A 20,395-nucleotide genomic window follows, 5' to 3' on the forward strand; every position below is an offset into this window, starting at 1 on the left:
TTCATTTTAATTATTTAACTGATCCTCCATGGAAATGACATTCATAAACCTTAATATGGTCAAAATATATTTCCTCATGTCCTTGAAACCACTTAAATTCTCCATTTATTATACAATGATATTTATACTGCCCATTTTGATAAATAATAGGACCTCTATATGGATTCTCCTTAGTTACTAAACTCAAGGCTTCCTTTAAAAAGCTCCCTAAAAATCTTTCATCTAAAACTCTCCCAATATAATTCATTGACCAAAATGGAATATCATCTTGCCATAGTGCTTCCTCTCCTGCGAACCTCTCTCCACCTAAATATGTATCAATATATTTCAAGTTTCCTTCTACATATTTTAAATCATGAGAATTTGGTCTTGAAGATTCACTCTCTGTCCCCTCTCCAGCATATGTAGCTTTTTTAGCCCTACATAAGAAATCAATTATATTTTCATTTATATGATTATCGCTATGCTCTTCTATACATAAGCGGCAATTTTCTTCATAATCATTAACTAGTTTATCAATGCTTACTTTAAAATAATCACTTAGTGCAATCAGTCTAGCTATATCGGGATAAGATTGACCCACTTCCCATTTTGCAACTGCTTGCCTTGATATCCCTAAAACTTCAGCTAACTTTTCTTGTGATAGACCCTTTGCTTTTCTAAGTGTTTGCAATTGTTCTTGAAAACTCATTGTTTAATCACCTCTTATATAAGTATACTGATAATATTATCATGTTTCTACCAATTAAGTATAACAAATTTGACAACCTAAAGTTGCTTTAAATAAAAAGGTAATTTTAATACTGTTAAATCATATCTTTCCTATTACTTTTATAATATATATTTAGTTTCTATAATATATATTTATTTTCTATAATTTACCAATTATTTTAACTATATTGTAAAAAAATTAAATTAGTGTTAGTATAGTTATTACTAAAACAAATATAGTAAATATAGTAAATTATAAAAACGGATTCATAATATAGTCGCAATTTTTTCGTATTAATCAATTTAAATCCAACTACTAGGTTATAGAAATATACAGCTATATATTCATAACTTAAATATATTTAAGATTATAGGAGGAAAATAATATGATTTTTTATAGTAAAGAGAGCGAAAAAGAGGAAATTTCAAAAGACACACCCAATATAGTCATGGAAAAATTATTGAAATCAAGAACTATAGTTATTTCTGGTGAGATTAATCAATCTTTAGCAGAAAAAGTAGTTACTCAACTTTTAATCCTTGAAGAAATGGGAAATGACCCTATTAAAATATTTATAAATAGTCAAGGAGGGCATGTTGAAGCTGGAGATACAATACATGATATGATAAAGTTCATTACACCAAAAGTTATAATGATAGGTACAGGTTGGGTAGCAAGTGCTGGTATAACAATTTATCTTGCAGCTGATAAAGAAAATAGATATTCTCTTCCTAATACAAGATATATGATTCATCAACCATTAGGAGGATTTAATGGTCCAGCTACAGACATCGGTATTGAAGCTGAAGAAATATTAAGAGTTCGTAAAAGAATTAATAAAATTATAAGTGAAGCTACTGGTCAACCACTAGAAAGAGTTGAAAAAGACACTGATAGAAACTATTGGTTAAGTTCTGATGATGCTATAACATATGGTATAGTCAATAAAATAATATCAAATCATTCTGATTTGAAGTAATTTACAGAGTTTTTTTCACAGGCTCCACAGATCCTTTAGAAGTTTAATTTAAAACTTATAAAAACCTCAGTTATATCTGAGGTTTTTGCTTTATATTCCATTATTCTTCTCAACATATTGAACTAACTTAACTCCTTTATTCATTTCTGCCAATCTACCTTTTGTATTAATATTATTTTGCCTTATCCTTTAATATTTAATCAATCCCATTGACCTGGAAATCTTAATTTTTGTAGCTTTGGGAATTTTTTATTATATTCTTCAACTTCTACCTTAGGTAGATTTTCAAAAACTTCCGATTCGTAGAATTTACCTTTTATATCTTTCATACTATCTTCTGCTAATTCAATTCCCATAAATGCATCAAAGTTTTTACCATCAGCAGTGGTAATATTAAAATTATCACAGGTTTTAAATCCTATTCGAGGATAATAATCTGGTTCTCCAAAAATTACAATACCTTTATACCCTTTATTTGTAGCTAGCTTCATTGTTTCCCGTAATAACAGCTCACCAACTCCACTTCCTTGCCATTTAGGCTCTACACAAAGAGGACCAAAGGTTATAATTTCATGGGTATCTACACCATCAACAATCTTTGCCTTTGAATACATTATACATCCTATTACTTTACCATCCTTTACTGCTATTCTGCTGAGCTCTGGAAGATAGTCTTTATTCTTACGTAATTTATGCACTAGGTAATGTTCGTCACAGCCAAGATGATGTTTGTTCCAAAAAGCATGTTGTGTCATCAGCTCCACATTGTACCAATCATCCTCTGTTTCCATTCTAATTTCTACCTCTTCACCATTTAACTTTTTCTTTTCTTCTGGAAACCATCCAAATTCTAATCTAACTTCTTTTCTTTGTAAGTCATTATTTCTATAGCAGCAAGCATCCATACCAATCAAAGTAAATCCTTCATGCTGATAAAAATCCACTGCATTAACATTGCAAGACTGTGTTTCTAGTATAATAGCTCTACGACGTTCTCTTCTTGCTTGTTCCTTTACAACCTGAATTAATGCATGTCCTATTCCATTCTTTTGATATTCTTCTGCTACCCAAAGTTCTGTAATTCTGAGACGATTAGACCATAGTTCTTGATCTGTTTCAATTGCAGCAATTAATTTATCTTTAACTAACACTCCCCAAGCATAAGCATTCTCCCAGTGGTCTTCATATAACTTATCTGGAAAATCATACTCTTCTGGTGTATGGGTTACTGGCTCGCTAAAGTCTTTCTTTTCTATATCAATAGTAAAGCCTTTATCCGTTTCATTTACTACAACATCATAATATTTATCTGTAGTATAACCTATCGGGATTATAGTTTCCTTCCATTTATCCTTTGCTAAATGTATAATTTCATATTCCATAGTATTTACCCCCAACTTTTCATACTTTCAATTATATTTATTTTCTATGTTTTTTTAAGTCCTATTCTTCTAATTAATTCAACAATCGCTATATAACATATTATTAACATGTACATTAATCGTACTGCTAAGTGTAGGTTTGGGAGAAAAATTACTATAAATCCTAGAACACATACGACATACATAGAAATTATAATATTATTCATAATCCACATAAAATATATCAATGCTATTATGCTAATTAAACTTAATATATAAAATAAAATTCTCAATTTCGTATATTCTTTCTTGGTTAAAGTATTTAGTAAAATATTAATAAACCTTGATGTTTCCACATCAGGATTATTTTTTTCTTTATAGTGTACCTGTAACAATAAATCCATTAACCATACCCCTTATAATGTATTATATGTAAACTATATACATATACAATTATGTTGTCAAGAAAATTTTTAAGGTAGCAAAACATATTGTGTTCCTAATTACCTAGTTTTATAGTACTTTTAGCTAGAGCAATTTTTCATTCTAGCTAAAAAACAGATTTACCTATAGTACACGCTTCTCCCTAACAGTTATAAGACATACTATTTAAAATATAATACCTATGCATAGAGTGCATAGGTATTATATTTATTTATTTAGATATAAATTATTTCTACTCCTGAAAAATCTATACATCCACATATAGTTAGAATATTATCTGCTGTTCCTTCATTTCTATTTTTTTCAGTTATTGCACTAAAAGATGTAGTAGATATATTTTCAACAGTCCAATTTCTAGGTATATATAACTCTACACCAGAAAAAAAAGCTTCTATATTAACATATCCTTTTCCTTCATAAAGAACAGCATTATCAAAATACACTTTCATTGCTCCAAAGCTACACTTTAAATCTGCTTGTTCAAATTTATCTGTATTTATATACTTAATACTTCCAGCAAATGAGGTCTTTAACTTTATATGACTTTCATCTTCCGTATCAATAGTATTAAATTTAGAAGAATCCCAATTACTTTTTCTGCGAGACCACTTAGGATGTTTATTAAAAACCATAGAAAGACCGATACTTCCAAGTAATGCTGCTATTAATACTGTCCATGGAGTGATAGCTGTTATACCAAGCTGTTCATCATAATCAATACAAATGAGTGCTATTGGGAATAAAATGCCTGCGAAATTAGCTTTTAATACACTCTTTATAATGATACCAACTAAGAAAATTGTAAATAAAATTGTAAAAATATTTGTATCTGAAAAATATCCAAGTTTATAGATAATTAAAGCAATTCCACATAGTATAAGAGAAAGTCCTCCCGAAAGTCTACTGTTATCCATTTTATCTCCTCTTTTCTAATAATTTATTTTTTAGTGGTTTATAATAATATCTTGAAACATACACCTGTTTGTGAGTATTTTGAAATTCGACCTTACTTGATGATGATAGACTATGTGTTATGGAGTAAATATGATTTGTATTTAGAATTGTTGATTTTGAAACTCGCATAAAATATCCTGGCAAAAACTCTTCAAGTTCGTAAAGCTTGTATTTCACGTTATATATATTGTCTATAGTATGTGCACAAACCCTATTTCCTTCAGTTTCAAAAAATATTATTTCTTCCAAAGAAAGATAATATTCGGTATCACCTCTATAAAAAGTTATACATTTCTTGCATGATAGCATATCGTGAAACATAATTTGAATATTTTTAATGTCTTCATTAAGTTCACTACATCTAATAATAACTTCATTTTCGCTTATTTTATTATCTACCTCAATTCGTATTTTCATATTTTCACTCCCCATATTTTTATTATATTAACTATTTTTTCCCTTGTAAATATAACAACAGTAAGTGGTTAGTTATTGTCTATAAGTGGTATGTTTTTATACATATGTTATATTAAAATATATAAAATAAGAAGTTTATCTGTATTGATATAGAAGTTACCCTATTGCTAAAATACTTGTTCCAGGTAAATAGAAAACATTTTAAATTTAAAAAAGCAGCCTTTTTCAGACTGCTTTTTTGAATTCTAAACAAGCAATTTATATTTTTATATGAAATAATTCTCTTTAAGCTTTGAAGTGTATCAATTATTGTTTTTTAGCTCCCCAAAAGTACATTTCTCCATTCTTGTTTTTATAAAAGGCATAACTCTCATCAATCCAAGTATGATGAAATTCAGTTTCTGATATTGGATACATGGGTATAATATATTCATCATCTAGAACAAAAAACATTTTTTCTTTGGCCCTTCCAACAGTGAGTTTCTCGCCGTCCCCTTTATATATCCCTATATATTCTTCATATATTTTGGAATCTAAAGCATATTCGAGTGGTCTACTTGGAAATTGATATTCCTCTTGAAACATTATAGCAGCAAGAATATCTGTAATACGCCAAACTGCTGTAAATCCATAATTACTTAATACAATAATACTTACTTGTTCATTGATGTATCTGTCAAATCCAGTTGTGAACCCCAATCCACCGCCGTCGTGACTTATCCTCTTGCGTCCGTACATTTCATCTATAAACCATCCATATCCATAATCATTATCCTCAGTTCCTCTTTCTCCGGAATTTGCATATGGTGAAAATATAGTATTCAGTGTTTCCTCTGAAACAAGGCCTCCATTATATAAAGCTTGATCCCATATTAGCATGTCCTCAACTGTAGAATAGATTTCCCCTGATCCAAATGTTACATCCATGTTTACATAATCAGTATGGATTAAATCATTATCATTTAGATAATACCCATTAGCTAGCCCTGGTATAATTGCTTTATTTTTTTCAATACCAGTATTCTTCATATTTAAAGGCTGAAAAATGTTCTTACTTAAAAACTCATCATAGGTCACACTTGAAACATTTTCAATAATACATGCAAGCAAATAGTATCCGTAATTAGAGTAATTCCACCTTTCCCCTGGCTCACACAAAAGAGGTTTATCTTTAAATATATTAAACATATCTTCATGTGTATGCTTTGATTTACTATACATTATTGGAAAGTTTGGTCCAAATAAATATTGAAGACCGGAAGTATGAGTTAAAAGATGATGTATAGTTATTCTTTTATCAAATTGATGAAATTCAGGAAAATAATTAGTAATGCTTTCATTAACATCTAATAAGCCTTTTTCTTGTAACATCATCACTGCTATAGCGGTAAATTGTTTTGTTATAGAACAAATTCTAAACTTTGTTTGTGATGTATTGGGAATACTATGTTCTATAGAAGCCTTTCCATAGCCTTTTTTAATGATAGTCTCACCCTTTTCAGCTACTAATATGGAACCACTAAATGCCCATGTATTGCAGTATAATTCCATAAAATCATTTATTTTTGTTGCTAGTAAACTGTTCATTACTATACTCCTTACTTACATTCTTTATTTTTTAGTTCTATTTAATATAATTTTAGAGTTAATAAAATTATATTACAATAGTAGAAAATATTTCTATATCATTTTTTACATAAAGCTACCACCTATTATAAGAGTAGTAGCTTTAACCTAAAAATTTCTATCATAAATTTCTCCTTTATGTATTAATACTCTTATTTTTAAATGTATAAGACTTAATAATACCTTTCTTGTATCACCCTAATCTTTATCCCTCAATGAACAAATATCAATTTAGGCAGTCTTATCCTTTAGGACAGTTTAGCATTAATAGCTGATTACAATATAATTATTTTTTATACCGCAATGTGACAGTATCAAAACAAATATCCATCAATATAATATATTAGAGTAATATTTAGTGGTGTAAGATGGGAAAAGGATATATAATAGTTCAACTTTCAAAAGAACAAGAAGCCTTACCTATCACAAGTGCAAAGATAAAAATTAGAGATCAAAAAACAAAAGAGGTTATTTTTGAGACAGACAGTGGTGTAGATGAAAGTGGCAGAAGTGAGATTATTGAGTTAGATGCTCCCGATAAAAATTTGTCATTAGAACCAATGAATAAAACATATATTCCTTATGCTAGATATGATGTGTTAGTAACCGCAGAAGGATATAATAATGTACTAATAGAAGGTGTTAGTATTTTTGATGAAACTACTTCTATTCAAAATGTATCATTAACTGAGATAGTTAAAGTTGGTGCAGCTGCATTTTACAACACAACGGAAAATAGGATTGTTATACCTCCTCATCAATTATTATTGGATGTTCAAAGAGATCAGAAAACTGGAGTGTTATCTCAACCTTTTGTATTAAGAGAAGTATATATACCAGAGTATATTACAGTACACCTTGGAGCTCCTAGTGCATGGGCGCAAAATGTCACTGTCAGGTTTGTAGATTATATTAAAAATGTTGCTTCCCATGAAGTTTACCCAACATGGCCTGAAGAATCCCTAAGAGCCAACATTTATGCCCAAATAACCTTTGCCCTTAACAGAGTTTATACAGAATGGTATGTAAGTAGAGGTTATTCATTTCAAATAACAAATTCTACAGCCTATGATCAATATTTTGTATATGGAGGAAATGTATTTGAGAATGTAAGCGAAATTGTAGATTCTATTTTTAATGAATATTTTTCTATAGTTAATAGTAATGCACCATATTTTACACAATATTGCAATGGTACAACAGCTAAATGTAATGGGTTATCTCAGTGGGGAACTGTAGACTTAGCAAATGGTGGTAGAAATGCTTTTGAAATATTACAGTATTATTATGGTAATGATAAAATACTAAAAAGAACTCCAATAATTGCTGGGTTAGTTGAGTCATATCCTGGATCAGCAATAAGGAGAAACGATAGAAACTCCAATGTAACTATAATACAACAACAGTTAAATAGAATATCACAAAATTATCCTGCTATTCCTAAGTTAATTCCTGTAGATGGAATCTTTGGACCTAACACTGAAGCATCCGTTAAAGTATTTCAAAGAATATTTAATTTAGTTCAAGATGGAATAGTGGGAAGAGCAACCTGGTATAAATTATCAGCAATTTATACTGCTGTAAAAAGATTAGCTGAATTAGATCAAGAAGCAGAAGAAAATATGATTATTGAAGAATTAGATGGAAGTTTTGATGGAGATTATCCATTAGGAGGATTAAAATATGGTTCTAAAGGAGGAAAAGTAAGGGAGCTACAAGTATATTTAAGTACCCTAGCAGAGGCTTATGGGCTTAAGAAAAATGCTATAACTGGTATTTTTGATTATGAAACTCTGGAAACCTTAATGGAATTTCAAAAGGCATTTAATTTGCCTATTTTAAAATCAGTTGATAGAAGGCTTTGGAATACTATATACTGTGCCTATGTAGATTTAGAAGAACTTTATTCAGTAGAGGACTTAACTAGATATCCAGGGTATGTTTTAAGGAAAAATTTTAGCAATAAAGATGTAAGAAGACTTAAAACAATGCTTAGAAAGATATCTACATTATATAAAGAGATACCAGAAGTTAATGTTGATAGAGATTTTGATGGAAGAACACAAAATGCTGTGTTAAGATTTCAAAGAACCTTTGGATTAGTTCAAAATGGCGAGGTGGATATTAATACTTGGAGGAATATTGTATTTGTATATTTGGCATTAGACTCTGGTAGGGATATAAATACCTCAGATATTCTTTTCCCATTCCCATTTGAACTAAAACTTGGAGATAACAATGGATATGTTGCTGTTCTTAAGGAGTATATGAATGTTTTAGCTAAAAACGGATATAACATAAGAATTCTACCTATAGATAATATATTTGACTTAGCAACGGAAAGAAATGTTAAGAGTCTTCAAAAGGTATTTGACCTAAGGAGAACTGGAGTTGTGGATAGAATAACCTGGGAAAAAATCGCATCAACCTATAACGACTTCTTCACTGGTAGAAGGTAAGGTCCATTCTTAAAATTTATATAGCTATGGAAAAACAGCTAACTTCAACAAAAAGAGAGTAGGTAAATTTGTATTTACACAAATTTACCTACTCTCTCTTAACCTAAATTAAACTTTAATAAAATTATAATCTTCTGATTGGGAAAATAAATATAATTGTCCTATACCCTGCTTCTCTAGCAAGCTGCATTGTTGTTTCTAATAATAAACCACCAATACCTGTGTTCTGTAAATCAGTTTCCACACAAAGTGGTCCAAAGGTTATCACATCATAAGTTTCTTTATCATTAACAACTTCGTGCTTTGTTTATCTATCATATTTCATTCTTAGCTTAATTGGTATAAATGTTTCCATCTGTGCCCATCCCTGTGCCTTGATAATATCCTTAGGAGTAATAATATGTCCCATACTATAATGATTATTGCGTTCATCCAATTCAAACAATTCTGATTTATTAATGTATTCTATAGCCTCATTATACAATTTACTACTCATTTCTTCATCGCCGTCTCTATATGTGTAAGTAAGATAATACCCGCCATCAAAGTCAACTACATCGTTACTACCGCTATCCATGTCATCATTTAGCGCCCACCACCAAACCATACCTTGTTCGACAGGATCAAAAAATAAAAAATCTCGTGGCATAAAGTCATCTCGTGGTAATGGCTTAATATCAGAAAAATATGCATCAAACTTTCCCAATATTCCTTCTGCAGAAAAATCAAAATTTTTATCAACCCCTGATGAAGCAGCTTTAAACGGTGGTAATGAAACAATTCTAAATTTCATAATTCCATCTCCTTGTATATATTACAAAAATTTTATTTTACCTAATTATAACATATATCCTAGCGCCAATATACGTTAATACTTGTAACCTTCTTTCTATATGGCAAATCCTTCATAGTTTTTAATTTATTACTTACTATTTTCAGCATAAAACTTTAAAGCTTCCCCCATAAATTTAGATGCTCCACTTCCATATTGTTTATCAATGGCTTTTATCCATGTGGAATTTGATAAATAAAGCTCTGCTGTATAACTCCAATGATTCTCTCCCTCATCTACTTTGTAAAATCCTTGACTTTTTTTAGTTGCATCTGATATTTCTTCAACAATTTGTTGAACCTCTTTTGAATAAGGATCTTTACCTAAGTCCGATGTAAGCTTTTTATATAGCTTTTCTAATTTAGGCTGCCTATCTCCCAAATAATTTTTTAGAGCTTCTCCGATAAATTTAGATGCACCATTTCTATATTTCTTATCCACTTCTTCTATCCACTTAGGATATACCAAATAAATTTGCACCATATAGTACCAATGATCATTCCCATTATCCATTTTGAAAATTTCATAATCTTTTTTAGCTATATCTGTTATTTCTTCAGCAATTTCTTGAATCTCCTTTGAAGAAGTATCTTTACTTAAGTCAGATGTAAGCTTTTTAAATAGTTCTTTTAATTTAGGGTGCTTATCTTCCAAGCAATCTCTTTTAAACTCATCATATTGTTCTGCTAAAGTAAACGTAGCACTATTGTTAAGATTTTTCTTTAAAGCCATAGCATATTTCTCAATACTTCCATATTTCTTTATAGCCATTTTAGCAATTTCATCTTCCTTGGATTTACATTTTTCAATATGGTCATTATATTTATCTACACTACCATAAATTTCACTTACCTTATCCTCGTGTTCTGTTTTAAATTCTTCCAATACATTAAAATATTCATTCATATCAAATTCTTTAAAATTCATTGTGCTTTCTCCTTTTAAGGTTTTATTTATAAGCTCTATTAAACCATTCAATCTTTTTCTTTTTAAAATAAGCAACTTTTTCTGATTTTTTAGTGCTTGCATTTTATCAAAATATGGACTCATCATTATCTCTTTAACATCTTTTAAAGGTATATCAAGCTCTTTGAAAAATAAAATTTGCTGCAGAGTTTTAAGAGCTTCATCATCATAAAGTCTATATCCTGCCTCTGTAATTTCACTTGGTTTTAATAATCCTATTTCATCATAGTAATGTAATGCACGCACACTTACTCCTGTCAAATCCGAAACTTGTTTTACTGTTCTCATTGCTACACCTCAAAGTTTGATTTTACAGCTATCAATATTATCTAATACTCAGCCGGCTGTGAGTTTTTGTTAATATACTCAAGTTATATTTTTATATTACACTATGACGTGGTGTTAGGGTCAACGCTTTACAAAAGAATTTACACACTCTTTAGTTTTCTTGTTTTTAAACTTTAAGCAAAGAAATCTCATGAGAAAAGAGGCTGTGACAAAGTATTTTCATACTTTTGTCACAACCTCTGTTTCACAAATCTGTCTACTCTCACCTATATTTGAACCTCTAATGTAAAACTTATAATATTATATTTTCATATAACAATTTTAGTAAAAGGGTTTCCACCTATAGATTCAAACCATATCTACTGTAACTACCAATCTACTAATAGAATGTATATTCTATATCAGTACCATCAAAATATATTATATCTTCATTATCAAAATACCACTTAGATTTTAATCTATTAGGTAATAGTAAATCACCATTATTCTTATAATCTTCATATAGCGCAGACCATTTTCTATGTTCTAATCTTCCATCATTATAGATAAGTGCTCTATCATCAGTTGTAAATTCAACAAGCTCTCCACTATCTAAGAATTTATAAATTCCACTTGCCTTTATGTTATCATACGTTATTGATACACCCACTGTATTTTTATCTATTTCTTTTATGTCTACATCTCCACTTAATAACTGTGACGGCATAAATATAATTTCGGCAAGCCAGGTCACCAAGGCTGCTTTATTCATTTCTTCCCCGCGTTGATTGAATAGAGTAATATTTTTTGCTACTACTCCCTTCATCCCACCTTCACCATTAATAAATGAGTCCAAGCCTTGAAATGGTATGCCATAAAGTGATGAATCTATAAAAGCAAATCTAGCTGGAACATCTCCAAAAATATGTTCTGAATAATTTATTTTCAATGTTTTATTCATCTCTATATTTACAAAATCGGCATCCTTAAAATTAAAACTCACATGGTTACTACTAACCTTATTAACTAGCTTAGTATAGCTATAAAAATTCTGCATGGATTGTGGTAAATCCTCCAATGTATATTTAGCAGCTTTTTTATTTTCATTAATATTTTCTTCACTTGCAACTAAATAATCCTTAAAGTTTGTTTTTAATCTTGAATAAGGTACATTGAAATAAATAACTAATATAGATACTAATAATAAAATTGCGCCTAAAATTAACCCCATTTTTCTCTTAACTCTCCTCTTCATTTTGTTTCTCCAATACCATAATATTTTTCTCTAATTGCTTTACTCCTTTAAATACACCTAATAACATTTCTTCATCAAAATCTGCAAACAAATTTTCAATATACCTTTCTTCACTTTCCATTCTTTGTTCAAAATAGTCTGTACAGTACTTTGTTAATTCTAATCTTTGTATTCTACCATCCTCTTTATCCTTAACTATTACTAAGAAGCCTCTTCTTTCTAATATACTAGCCATCTTTTTAACATTCTGTCTTGAAGTCCCCATTCTTTCCGCAGTCATTGAAATTGTTGGAGCTTCATATTTAAAGCTAGCTATAATAGCAATCAAAAACCATTGCTTTGTAGATATATTAGAATCGAATTTATCTCCTAGTAGTTGTAATTTATTAGATAAAGCAAATATACCTCCATATATATAAGCCTCCATTTTCTTATCCTCTTTTTTATCCACTATTCATCACACTCCATAAAAATTATATTAACCAATATTTATTGTAACTTAAAAGTAACTGATTACATATATAATTATACGTAACCAGTTACCTTTATGTCAATACTTACAAAAAGATAATAGATACTTACCTATTATCTCTTATTTTCCATATTTAAATGATTTGTAATAACACTTATTCTTCATATTTGAATATATTAAATCCTACCTTCGAAATAGGAAAACCTCTGAAATACCCATAAACAGAACAACTATTTGACTAGCATTCCTGCTATATAATTAAAATTAAATATATATATTTATAAAAATATGATTTTCATCTAGGAGGCTTAATGATAGTAGTAGCAATAGAGTTAATAAGATGAAGTTACTAAAGAGTTTCATAACAACTATTACAAAGGTATATAATTGAAAGTTTGCAATAATAACCTTAAGAAACAATTAAGAAGATTTTAAATAATTACTTATATACTATATTTAGTAATAAAAAATAATTTATAAAGGAGTGTTTTAGAGATCAGTTTTCAAATTAAATTTTTAATGTAATAGTAAATATTAAGATTAAAACGGGGGAAAGAGATTTCTATGATGAAAAGTTATATAATACCAATGATATTATCATTTTTTCTAATAACTATTTTAAATATATTCTTAAATAAAAATAGTAAGAGTCTTAAAAAGAAAATAGGATGGCAACATTACTTTTTGGGATATCTTTTTATATTATATCTTATGATTTCCTTAATAGATGTAGTCGGAATTCCTACTTTGAGCGAATGGAAAAGACTTTCAAGATTAAACAGGCCATTATTTAATCCCATTATAAATTTAGTGCCTTTTAACGATGGACTTGAGCTTTCAGCAATACTTAATATAATACTTTTTATGCCTTTTGGATTTTTATTGCCAACATTATGGAAAAAGTATAGAACATTATTGCCCACAGTATGTAGTGGAATATTATTTTCAATTATTATTGAAATTGCTCAATTGTTTGTCCAATTTCGTGCATCAGATATTAATGATTTAATAATGAATACCCTAGGAACTATTTGTGATTGGATTATTTTCAATATTATTAGTAAGTTTTTTCATGAACTTGCTAATAAAACAGTAGTTGAAATTTCTTCTAAGGATAGTATGGTTATTAAATTAGAACCTTATCTATACATTGCAATTCCAATTATAAGTACGTTTTTGAGTTAATAAAATGATACTCTTATTTTTAAAAGGGTTACTTTAGATGTGTTATCTTTAGATTACTGTATTACAATTAACTGTTAGATTTAAAGAATAGTGTTTATAATATTACATTTTTAATTTAGGCTATGTTTAAGATAAGTGTTGAAAATTTATATTTTCTGAATATTTGGGTGCAATAAGACTATATAAAGGATTACGGAGGTATTATTATGCCAAGTGTAGCGTCAGTAAAGAAAAATTTAGATGCTTTAGGAACAACAGGACAGGAAGAAATATTAAATTATCTTGAAGAAGTTATTGTATTAGGTTCTTTTGCTACCGAGGTTACTAACGAGGTTAAAGAGAACCGATTCTCCAAGGGAAAAGTCTACCCCCACTGTGGACATGAGGAAGTATCAAGAAATGGCAAGTTCAATAGCAAACAAAGATATATCTGTAAGTCCTGCCGAAAGACCTTTACTGATTTTACACGTTCACCCCGTTACAACAGTAAGAAATATATTAAAAAGTGGATATTATATTCTAAATGTATGATAAATGGTTATTCCATAAGAAAATGTGCAGAAATAGTTGGGATTAGTGTGCCTACATCTTTTTATTGGAGGCATAAGTTTTTAGACGCTATCAGAGTGTATATGGGTATTGGTAATGTTGGTGGAGTTATAGAAGTTGACGAGGCGTTTTTCAGAGAATCCTTTAAAGGAAATCATAAGAAAAGCACTACGTTTATAATGTCACGAGAACCTCATAAACGTGGAGTAAAAGGCAGTAGGAGTAGTAAGAGGTATATCAAAGGAACAGGTCTGTGTACTATGTGCCATTGATAGAGTGGGAAATATTATGACTGAACTAATATGTAAAGGTAGGATGAAACATACAGATTTAGAAAGGCTCTTTACAGGCAGGATTGAGGATGAATCTATCCTTTGTACTGATTCACACAAGAGTTATATTAGATTTGCACAAAATTTAGGTGTTGAACTACAACAAATTAAACGTGGGAAGCATAAGGAAGGCATTTACCATATACAGCACATAAATGCTTTTCATAGCAAACTAAAAGAATGGATGTATAGTTTTCATAGTGTAGCCACAAAATATCTTTTGAATAATCACATTACTATGTTGTATAATTAAATACAGACACAATAGTAGATTAATGTGGCTATAAAAGATGTAAAACAACTCAACAAATAGTAATTTATAGAGGTGATTTTTATGGAAGACTTAGTATTAAAGAAAGTAGCAATAGAATATGGTGATGACATATTCTCATATAAGAATGAGTTTATTAAAAATAATCAATCAATGGATGGAACAGGTTTCTTAAGAAATTCGAATTCGCCACAAGAATATATTGAAAAGTCATTATTGAATGAAACAGAAGAAGTAGATGGAAGAAAAGTTACATCAACACAATTATTAGCAATTAGGAAAAATGATAATTGCATTGTAGGAATGATACAAATAAGGCATTTTTTAAATGATTATCTTTTACAATATGGCGGACATATAGGATATTCTGTAAGAAAGTCTGAAAGAAACAAAGGATATGCAAAAGAAGAATTAAGACAAGCATTAATTTATTGTAAGGACATATTACAACTAAGTAGAATTTTACTAACTTGTGATAATGATAATTTGGCTTCTCAGAAAACCATATTATCCCAAGGTGGAAAAAAAGAAAATGAAGTATTAATTAAAGATGAGAATTGTGTTGTTGAACGATATTGGATAGATTTATAAATTCCAATTTGTAGGGCTGATGTAACATAATTTTAGATTCAGTTCTGTCGTATCTTTCTTTAAATATGAATTAATGGAAGCCATTTTTGACTTCCATTAAAAATTGCCATATTATCAACACTGTTATTAAACATAGCCTTAATTTAATATTATTGTTAGCGAATGCCATTCGAACTTAGTTCTTCTAATTTACTAGAAGAACTTCCATGAATATTTTATTACTTAGTATTTATGAATGGTAAAATCGTAAGCAACACAACTTGTTTGAGTGTATACGAGTTATTGTGTTGTAGATTTTATCTTGAATAAATGCTTTAGTAAATCAATATTCCGAAAGGGCTGAGCGTTAATAATATAAGAGATTATTCAATATTTATTTAGACTAGCTTATTTTACGAAAGCTTCTTTTCACCCTTAAAAACAAAAGGTTCTGTCTTGTCTAGGAAATATATCCCATTTTTAGATAGCACCTTTTTTATTATATTATATGTATTAAAACTTCCATTAATGGCTAATTAATAAGCTTAGATTTTTCCTTCCTTTAACATATTAGTTAAATCATCAAGCATTAAATTAGCGGCTTTTATACCACCTGCTGTATTCCAAATAGTATCGTCTACTTTATAAGCTTTATTATTTTTTACAACATTTAGAGATTTAAACATCGGATCATTTAACCACTCTTCTTCTCTAGCAAGACCTTTACCATCTCCTAGTTCATAAGTAAAGTATAACATTACATCTCCATCAGCTTCATTTAATCTTTCCTTGCCTATTTCATTAACGAAGTCTGTTCCGTGTTGAGCTGCTGGTCTTTTAAATCCTATTTCTTTAAGAATAGTTCCAGCGAAAGTATCCCCAAGGTATATTCTAGTTTTTCCATCCATAAATCTTACAAGTGATATTTCATTATTTAATTTATCACTATAAGTTTCTTTTATAGAAGTAATCTTACTTTCATATGCTTGTATAGCTTTCTCACCTTCAGATTTTTTATTTAAAACTTCAGCATAGAATTTAAAATTATCCTTCCATTCGCCTCTTATTGTATCTGAATAAACAGTTGGTGCTATTGCACTTAATTGGTCATATATCTTTTCATGTCTCATTTTATTTCCAATTATTAAATCAGGTTTTAAAGCAGCAATTGCTTCTACATTTGGCTCTGTCTCCTTACCAACAGGCTTAACACCTGTAAGTTCACTTTTAGTATGTTCATACCAATCACCAGTAAAACCAGTTACAGCTCCAACTGGTTTAACACCAAGTGTAAGAAGTGCTTCTACACCCTCATTAGTTAATATAACAACATTCTTTGGATTTTCAGGAATTTCTGTTGTTCCCATAGCATGTTGTATAGATATAGTTTTATAATCTGTTGTATTTTCTGTTTTATTAGAGCAACCAACAAGTAAGCTTACAATTAGCATACCTAATAAAATTGCAGATAATAATTTTTTTTGCATTTGTCATTCCTCCTAAAATTTATTATGGATTTTATCACTTAATTATGATATCATGTTTGAGAAAGATTATCAATAATAAATGATATCATTTTTCAATATTATAAATCGGAGGAGTTATATGAAAAATATTCTAAAAAGTAATAGCGGTAGATGGATGTTACTTATATTACTTACAATATTCACTCTTATATTATGTTACTTAAGTATTACTAAAGGATTTATACCTACATCTTATGATACTTTAATAGATGCATATAAAGATTTTAATAATTCTCAAGAACATATAATTATAAGAACTTCAAGAATTCCAAGAACATTAAATTCTCTTCTAGTTGGAGGAGCTCTTGGAGTATCTGGACTTTTAACTCAAGGATTGACTAGAAATAAATTAGCCTCGCCAAGTATCTTAGGTATAAATTCAGGAGCAGTATTAACTTTGGTTATAGTTCTCACATATTTTCCTAATGTATCTTCACTAGGACTTGCCTGGTTAGCATTTTTAGGTGCACTAGGATCTTCTCTACTAGTTTATTTATTATGTGGAGGTCTTTCAGGTGACATAAGGCCTATGGACTTAACATTAGGAGGTACTGCTTTAGGTGCACTATTCTTTTCCTTAGCACAAGGTATTTTGTATAAAAATGAGGCTGCACTTGAGCAGGTTGTTTATTGGATGACAGGTTCTGTTGAAGGGAAGAAATTAGAACTAATAGTTAAATTTATTCCAATAATATTAATAGTAATAGTATTTACGTTGCTTATCGGGAAAAAATTCAATGTATTTTCATTAGGAGAAGAAATGGCAAGGTCATTGGGTATGAAAACTCTATATTTTAAAATACTTATAATAGCTATAGTTGCTATTTTATCTGGTGTATCTGTGGCTTTGGCAGGTCCAATAGCTTTCATTGGACTTATAACTCCACATATAGTACATAAATTTATTGGAACTGATTATAAATGGCTAATACCATTTTCTATATTAACAGGGGCATCTATACTATTGCTTGCAGATATAATGTCAAGATTTATAATTTATCCAAAAGAAGTCCCAGTTGGTGCTTTAACTGCACTTATAGGTGGTCCTTTCTTTATATATGTTGCGAAAAGGAGGACCAGACAATGATAAATATAAGTAAAAAAGCTATTAAGTTAAGTGCGCTTTTACTAGGGATTACTATCTTAATGATATTTTTTTCATTATGCCTAGGTGAAGCTATGGTAGGTCCATTAGATGTACTAAAGAGTATATTACGAATAGATACAGGATTTTCATCTATTTTAGTTACGAAAATAAGGTTACCAAGAGTTCTTGTTGCCTTTTTTGTTGGAGCCTCTTTAGCATTATCGGGAGCTATACTTCAAGGAGTGGTTAAAAATGATTTAGCATCTCCAGATATATTAGGTGTAGTTAATGGAGGTTCCGTTGGAGCATTGGTGTTTTTAACTATTTTTATAGATCCTAAGAATAATTCATTAACAACATCTATATTATATATGCCTATATTTACTTTTATATTTTCATTTATAGCTTTAATGTGCATTTTGCTTATAAATGGAAAATCTTCTTCAACAAATAAATTAATTATAATAGGAATTGGAGTCTCTGCTATTGCTAAGGCCATAACTAATATTCTTATAATAAATGGGCCAATAATTTTTATAAAAGAAGCCACAACTTGGATAACAGGAAGTATATATGGTGCTAACTGGACACATGCAATACTAATCATGGTAATATTTAGTATTTTTGCTACATTAACATTAATATTTATTAAAGATTTAAATCTTCATCAGCTTGAAGATGAAGTTGTAATAGTCCTTGGTAATAAGCTACATAAAAGCAGGATAATACTCCTAGGCATTTCTGCTGCATTGGCAGCTGGAGCTGTAACTATTGGTGGTGGTATATCTTTTGTAGGTTTAATAGCTCCTCACATTGCAAGAAAATTGGTAGATTCAAAGTTTGAAAATGTAATCCCACTCTCAATACTTATAGGTGGAATAATAACATTATTAGCTGACTTTGTATCTAAATGGTTATTTTATCCACAGGATTTACCTATAGGTATATTTACAGCTTTTATAGGAGCACCTTACTTTATATACCTTTTAGTTAAAAAAAGAAACTACAAAAGGGGATGATAGAAATGATAAAAGCAAAAAATTTAAAGTTATGTTATGATGAAAAAATTATATTAGATAATATTAATATAAATATAGAGAAAGGAAAAATTACTGCCTTAATTGGCTCTAATGGATGTGGAAAATCTACATTAATAAAGGCCATGGCAAGAATACTTAAACCTAAAAATGGAGATATACTCATGGAGGATAGAGATATTCTTAAAATGCCTTCAAAGGAAGTTGCCAAGCTTATGTCCATGCTTCCTCAAAGCAGTAATGCTCCAGAAGATTTAACTGTCTATGATTTGGTGAAACAAGGAAGATACCCTTACCATAATTTATTATCATTTTGGAGTAAAAAGGATGAAAATCTAGTTTTAGAAGCCATAAAAAAGGTTGGACTTATAAACGATAAGGATATAACTTTAAATAACCTATCTGGTGGTCAAAGACAAAGGGCTTGGATTGCATTATCTTTAGCACAAGATACAGATATCATCCTTTTAGATGAGCCTACAAATCATCTAGACATAAAGTATCAGCTAGAAATTTTAAATATTTTAAGAAATTTAAATGAAAAAGAAAATAGAACCATAGCAATGGTTATTCACGATATAAATCATGCATTAAAATATGCTGATAATATAGTTGCTATAAAGAATGGAAACATATTGGCTCAAGGCCCTAAGGATGAGATTATAAATGAAAAACTTATAAAGGATGTCTTTGATGTTAAATGTACTCTTATTAATTCCCCTATAGATAACTGTAAATTATGTGTACCTTTTATTTAAGTTTTATAACGAAAACATATTAAGATATAGTTATTCGTATCATAATATGATGTTATTATTGAGGTTTTCCACATCCTTTTGTTATACATAGATTTAAAAGTTATCCCTTATTGTAACTTAGATAAACTATTTTATAATAGGGAATAACTTTTTTATTAGTATAATTCTATCGCTATTTATTTTTCATATTTTTACATACTTAATCCTAACTTCAAAATTGGAAATTCCCTAAAACCCGCATGACCACAACAACTATTTTAATAGTTATATATTTCTATAGTTAAATAGGTTCATATTTTTATAGTTAAATAGTTTCCTACTCAAATCAATTAAGGG

18 protein-coding genes and 1 pseudogene are annotated in these 20,395 nt (G+C 29.3%); 8 read left to right on the plus strand and 11 right to left on the minus strand.

All coding sequences use genetic code 11. The annotated features are described in order from the left end of the window. Positions 1-10 precede the first annotated feature (10 nt). On the minus strand, positions 11-691 hold the full coding sequence (locus tag B3Z56_RS13010; RefSeq protein WP_346876855.1) for a DUF5680 domain-containing protein: 681 nt from the start codon (positions 689-691) through the stop codon (positions 11-13). A 406-nt stretch (positions 692-1,097) separates the two neighbouring features. Between B3Z56_RS13010 and B3Z56_RS13015 the strand changes: the two genes are divergently transcribed. After that, positions 1,098-1,691 (plus strand): ATP-dependent Clp protease proteolytic subunit, encoded by a 594-nt coding sequence (locus B3Z56_RS13015; RefSeq protein WP_346846719.1) that lies wholly within the window; start codon positions 1,098-1,100, stop codon positions 1,689-1,691. Positions 1,692-1,891: 200 nt separating this feature from the next. Here B3Z56_RS13015 and B3Z56_RS13020 read toward each other — a convergent pair whose 3' ends face one another. From B3Z56_RS13020 to B3Z56_RS13035, 4 genes are all read right to left on the minus strand, one after another. Continuing rightward, positions 1,892-3,073, minus strand: a complete 1,182-nt coding sequence (locus B3Z56_RS13020; protein WP_346878946.1) for a GNAT family N-acetyltransferase — start codon at positions 3,071-3,073, stop codon at positions 1,892-1,894. A 638-nt stretch (positions 3,074-3,711) separates the two neighbouring features. After that, positions 3,712-4,410: a LiaF transmembrane domain-containing protein gene (locus tag B3Z56_RS13025; RefSeq protein ID WP_346878947.1), complete on the minus strand. Its 699-nt coding sequence runs from the start codon at positions 4,408-4,410 to the stop codon at positions 3,712-3,714. 1 nt (position 4,411) lies between these two features. After that, the gene (locus tag B3Z56_RS13030) at positions 4,412-4,867 is read right to left on the minus strand and encodes a LytTR family DNA-binding domain-containing protein (protein WP_346846716.1); all 456 of its coding nucleotides are present in this window, start codon (positions 4,865-4,867) and stop codon (positions 4,412-4,414) included. 306 nt (positions 4,868-5,173) lie between these two features. Continuing rightward, positions 5,174-6,454: a serine hydrolase domain-containing protein gene (locus B3Z56_RS13035; protein ID WP_346846715.1), complete on the minus strand. Its 1,281-nt coding sequence runs from the start codon at positions 6,452-6,454 to the stop codon at positions 5,174-5,176. A gap of 407 nt (positions 6,455-6,861) precedes the next feature. Between B3Z56_RS13035 and B3Z56_RS13040 the strand changes: the two genes are divergently transcribed. Then, the gene (locus tag B3Z56_RS13040) at positions 6,862-8,952 is read left to right on the plus strand and encodes a peptidoglycan-binding protein (protein ID WP_346878948.1); all 2,091 of its coding nucleotides are present in this window, start codon (positions 6,862-6,864) and stop codon (positions 8,950-8,952) included. A gap of 124 nt (positions 8,953-9,076) precedes the next feature. Here B3Z56_RS13040 and B3Z56_RS13045 read toward each other — a convergent pair whose 3' ends face one another. The 5 genes from B3Z56_RS13045 to B3Z56_RS13065 all read right to left on the minus strand — a co-directional run bounded on the left by B3Z56_RS13045 (position 9,077) and on the right by B3Z56_RS13065 (position 12,723). Continuing rightward, positions 9,077-9,220: a hypothetical protein gene (locus B3Z56_RS13045; RefSeq protein WP_346878949.1), complete on the minus strand. Its 144-nt coding sequence runs from the start codon at positions 9,218-9,220 to the stop codon at positions 9,077-9,079. 39 nt (positions 9,221-9,259) lie between these two features. Then, positions 9,260-9,745: a hypothetical protein gene (locus tag B3Z56_RS13050; RefSeq protein WP_346846713.1), complete on the minus strand. Its 486-nt coding sequence runs from the start codon at positions 9,743-9,745 to the stop codon at positions 9,260-9,262. 129 nt (positions 9,746-9,874) lie between these two features. Next, complete coding sequence (locus B3Z56_RS13055; RefSeq protein ID WP_346878950.1) at positions 9,875-11,038, minus strand: MerR family transcriptional regulator; 1,164 nt, start codon at positions 11,036-11,038, stop codon at positions 9,875-9,877. Positions 11,039-11,417: 379 nt separating this feature from the next. After that, on the minus strand, positions 11,418-12,272 hold the full coding sequence (locus B3Z56_RS13060) for a DUF6544 family protein (RefSeq protein ID WP_346878951.1): 855 nt from the start codon (positions 12,270-12,272) through the stop codon (positions 11,418-11,420). Continuing rightward, a complete protein-coding gene (locus B3Z56_RS13065) occupies positions 12,256-12,723 on the minus strand; it encodes a MarR family transcriptional regulator (RefSeq protein WP_346878952.1) in 468 nt (155 codons plus the stop codon). Before B3Z56_RS13065 ends, B3Z56_RS13060 begins: the two co-directional genes overlap by 17 nt. Before the next feature lie 585 nt (positions 12,724-13,308). On the opposite strand from B3Z56_RS13065, the gene B3Z56_RS13070 reads away from it, so the two are divergent. From B3Z56_RS13070 to B3Z56_RS13080, 3 genes and pseudogenes are all read left to right on the plus strand, one after another. Next, entirely contained in the window at positions 13,309-13,929 is a 621-nt protein-coding gene (locus B3Z56_RS13070) for a VanZ family protein (RefSeq protein WP_346878953.1), read from the plus strand. Positions 13,930-14,135: 206 nt separating this feature from the next. Then, positions 14,136-15,045 (plus strand): annotated as a pseudogene (locus B3Z56_RS13075) (IS1595 family transposase); the annotation flags it as partial. 99 nt (positions 15,046-15,144) lie between these two features. Continuing rightward, the gene (locus tag B3Z56_RS13080) at positions 15,145-15,672 is read left to right on the plus strand and encodes a GNAT family N-acetyltransferase (protein ID WP_346878954.1); all 528 of its coding nucleotides are present in this window, start codon (positions 15,145-15,147) and stop codon (positions 15,670-15,672) included. Positions 15,673-16,196: 524 nt separating this feature from the next. Here the strand turns inward: B3Z56_RS13080 and B3Z56_RS13085 are convergent. Next, positions 16,197-17,138 carry an iron-siderophore ABC transporter substrate-binding protein gene (locus B3Z56_RS13085; RefSeq protein WP_346846707.1) on the minus strand — a complete coding sequence of 314 codons (942 nt, stop codon included), beginning with the start codon at positions 17,136-17,138 and terminating at the stop codon, positions 16,197-16,199. 118 nt (positions 17,139-17,256) lie between these two features. On the opposite strand from B3Z56_RS13085, the gene B3Z56_RS13090 reads away from it, so the two are divergent. Genes B3Z56_RS13090 through B3Z56_RS13100 form a run of 3 tightly spaced genes read left to right on the plus strand, consistent with a single transcriptional unit; the run spans position 17,257 to position 20,059 of the window. Next, positions 17,257-18,264, plus strand: coding sequence for an iron ABC transporter permease (locus B3Z56_RS13090; protein WP_346878955.1), 1,008 nt, complete (start codon positions 17,257-17,259; stop codon positions 18,262-18,264). Next, positions 18,261-19,283 (plus strand): iron ABC transporter permease, encoded by a 1,023-nt coding sequence (locus B3Z56_RS13095; RefSeq protein ID WP_346878956.1) that lies wholly within the window; start codon positions 18,261-18,263, stop codon positions 19,281-19,283. The genes B3Z56_RS13090 and B3Z56_RS13095 overlap by 4 nt, the downstream gene beginning before the upstream one ends. 5 nt (positions 19,284-19,288) lie before the next feature. Then, on the plus strand, positions 19,289-20,059 hold the full coding sequence (locus tag B3Z56_RS13100) for an ABC transporter ATP-binding protein (RefSeq protein ID WP_346878957.1): 771 nt from the start codon (positions 19,289-19,291) through the stop codon (positions 20,057-20,059). The last annotated feature ends 336 nt before the right edge of the window (positions 20,060-20,395 follow it).

The organism is Clostridium sp. UBA7791, from assembly GCF_002480755.1.
Taxonomy (GTDB): domain Bacteria; phylum Bacillota; class Clostridia; order Clostridiales; family Clostridiaceae; genus Clostridium_J; species Clostridium_J sulfidigenes.

Excerpts from the sequence above, each read along its gene's own strand:
- B3Z56_RS13010 (WP_346876855.1), bottom strand. The coding sequence starts at position 691 with ATGAGTTTTCAAGAACAATTGCAAACACTTAGAAAAGCAAAGGGTCTA.
- B3Z56_RS13015 (WP_346846719.1), top strand. The coding sequence starts at position 1,098 with ATGATTTTTTATAGTAAAGAGAGCGAAAAAGAGGAAATTTCAAAAGAC.
- B3Z56_RS13020 (WP_346878946.1), bottom strand. The coding sequence starts at position 3,073 with ATGGAATATGAAATTATACATTTAGCAAAGGATAAATGGAAGGAAACT.
- B3Z56_RS13025 (WP_346878947.1), bottom strand. The coding sequence starts at position 4,410 with ATGGATAACAGTAGACTTTCGGGAGGACTTTCTCTTATACTATGTGGA.
- B3Z56_RS13030 (WP_346846716.1), bottom strand. The coding sequence starts at position 4,867 with ATGAAAATACGAATTGAGGTAGATAATAAAATAAGCGAAAATGAAGTT.
- B3Z56_RS13035 (WP_346846715.1), bottom strand. The coding sequence starts at position 6,454 with ATGAACAGTTTACTAGCAACAAAAATAAATGATTTTATGGAATTATAC.
- B3Z56_RS13040 (WP_346878948.1), top strand. The coding sequence starts at position 6,862 with ATGGGAAAAGGATATATAATAGTTCAACTTTCAAAAGAACAAGAAGCC.
- B3Z56_RS13050 (WP_346846713.1), bottom strand. The coding sequence starts at position 9,745 with ATGAAATTTAGAATTGTTTCATTACCACCGTTTAAAGCTGCTTCATCA.
- B3Z56_RS13055 (WP_346878950.1), bottom strand. The coding sequence starts at position 11,038 with ATGAGAACAGTAAAACAAGTTTCGGATTTGACAGGAGTAAGTGTGCGT.
- B3Z56_RS13060 (WP_346878951.1), bottom strand. The coding sequence starts at position 12,272 with ATGAAGAGGAGAGTTAAGAGAAAAATGGGGTTAATTTTAGGCGCAATT.
- B3Z56_RS13070 (WP_346878953.1), top strand. The coding sequence starts at position 13,309 with ATGATGAAAAGTTATATAATACCAATGATATTATCATTTTTTCTAATA.
- B3Z56_RS13080 (WP_346878954.1), top strand. The coding sequence starts at position 15,145 with ATGGAAGACTTAGTATTAAAGAAAGTAGCAATAGAATATGGTGATGAC.
- B3Z56_RS13085 (WP_346846707.1), bottom strand. The coding sequence starts at position 17,138 with ATGCAAAAAAAATTATTATCTGCAATTTTATTAGGTATGCTAATTGTA.
- B3Z56_RS13090 (WP_346878955.1), top strand. The coding sequence starts at position 17,257 with ATGAAAAATATTCTAAAAAGTAATAGCGGTAGATGGATGTTACTTATA.
- B3Z56_RS13095 (WP_346878956.1), top strand. The coding sequence starts at position 18,261 with ATGATAAATATAAGTAAAAAAGCTATTAAGTTAAGTGCGCTTTTACTA.
- B3Z56_RS13100 (WP_346878957.1), top strand. The coding sequence starts at position 19,289 with ATGATAAAAGCAAAAAATTTAAAGTTATGTTATGATGAAAAAATTATA.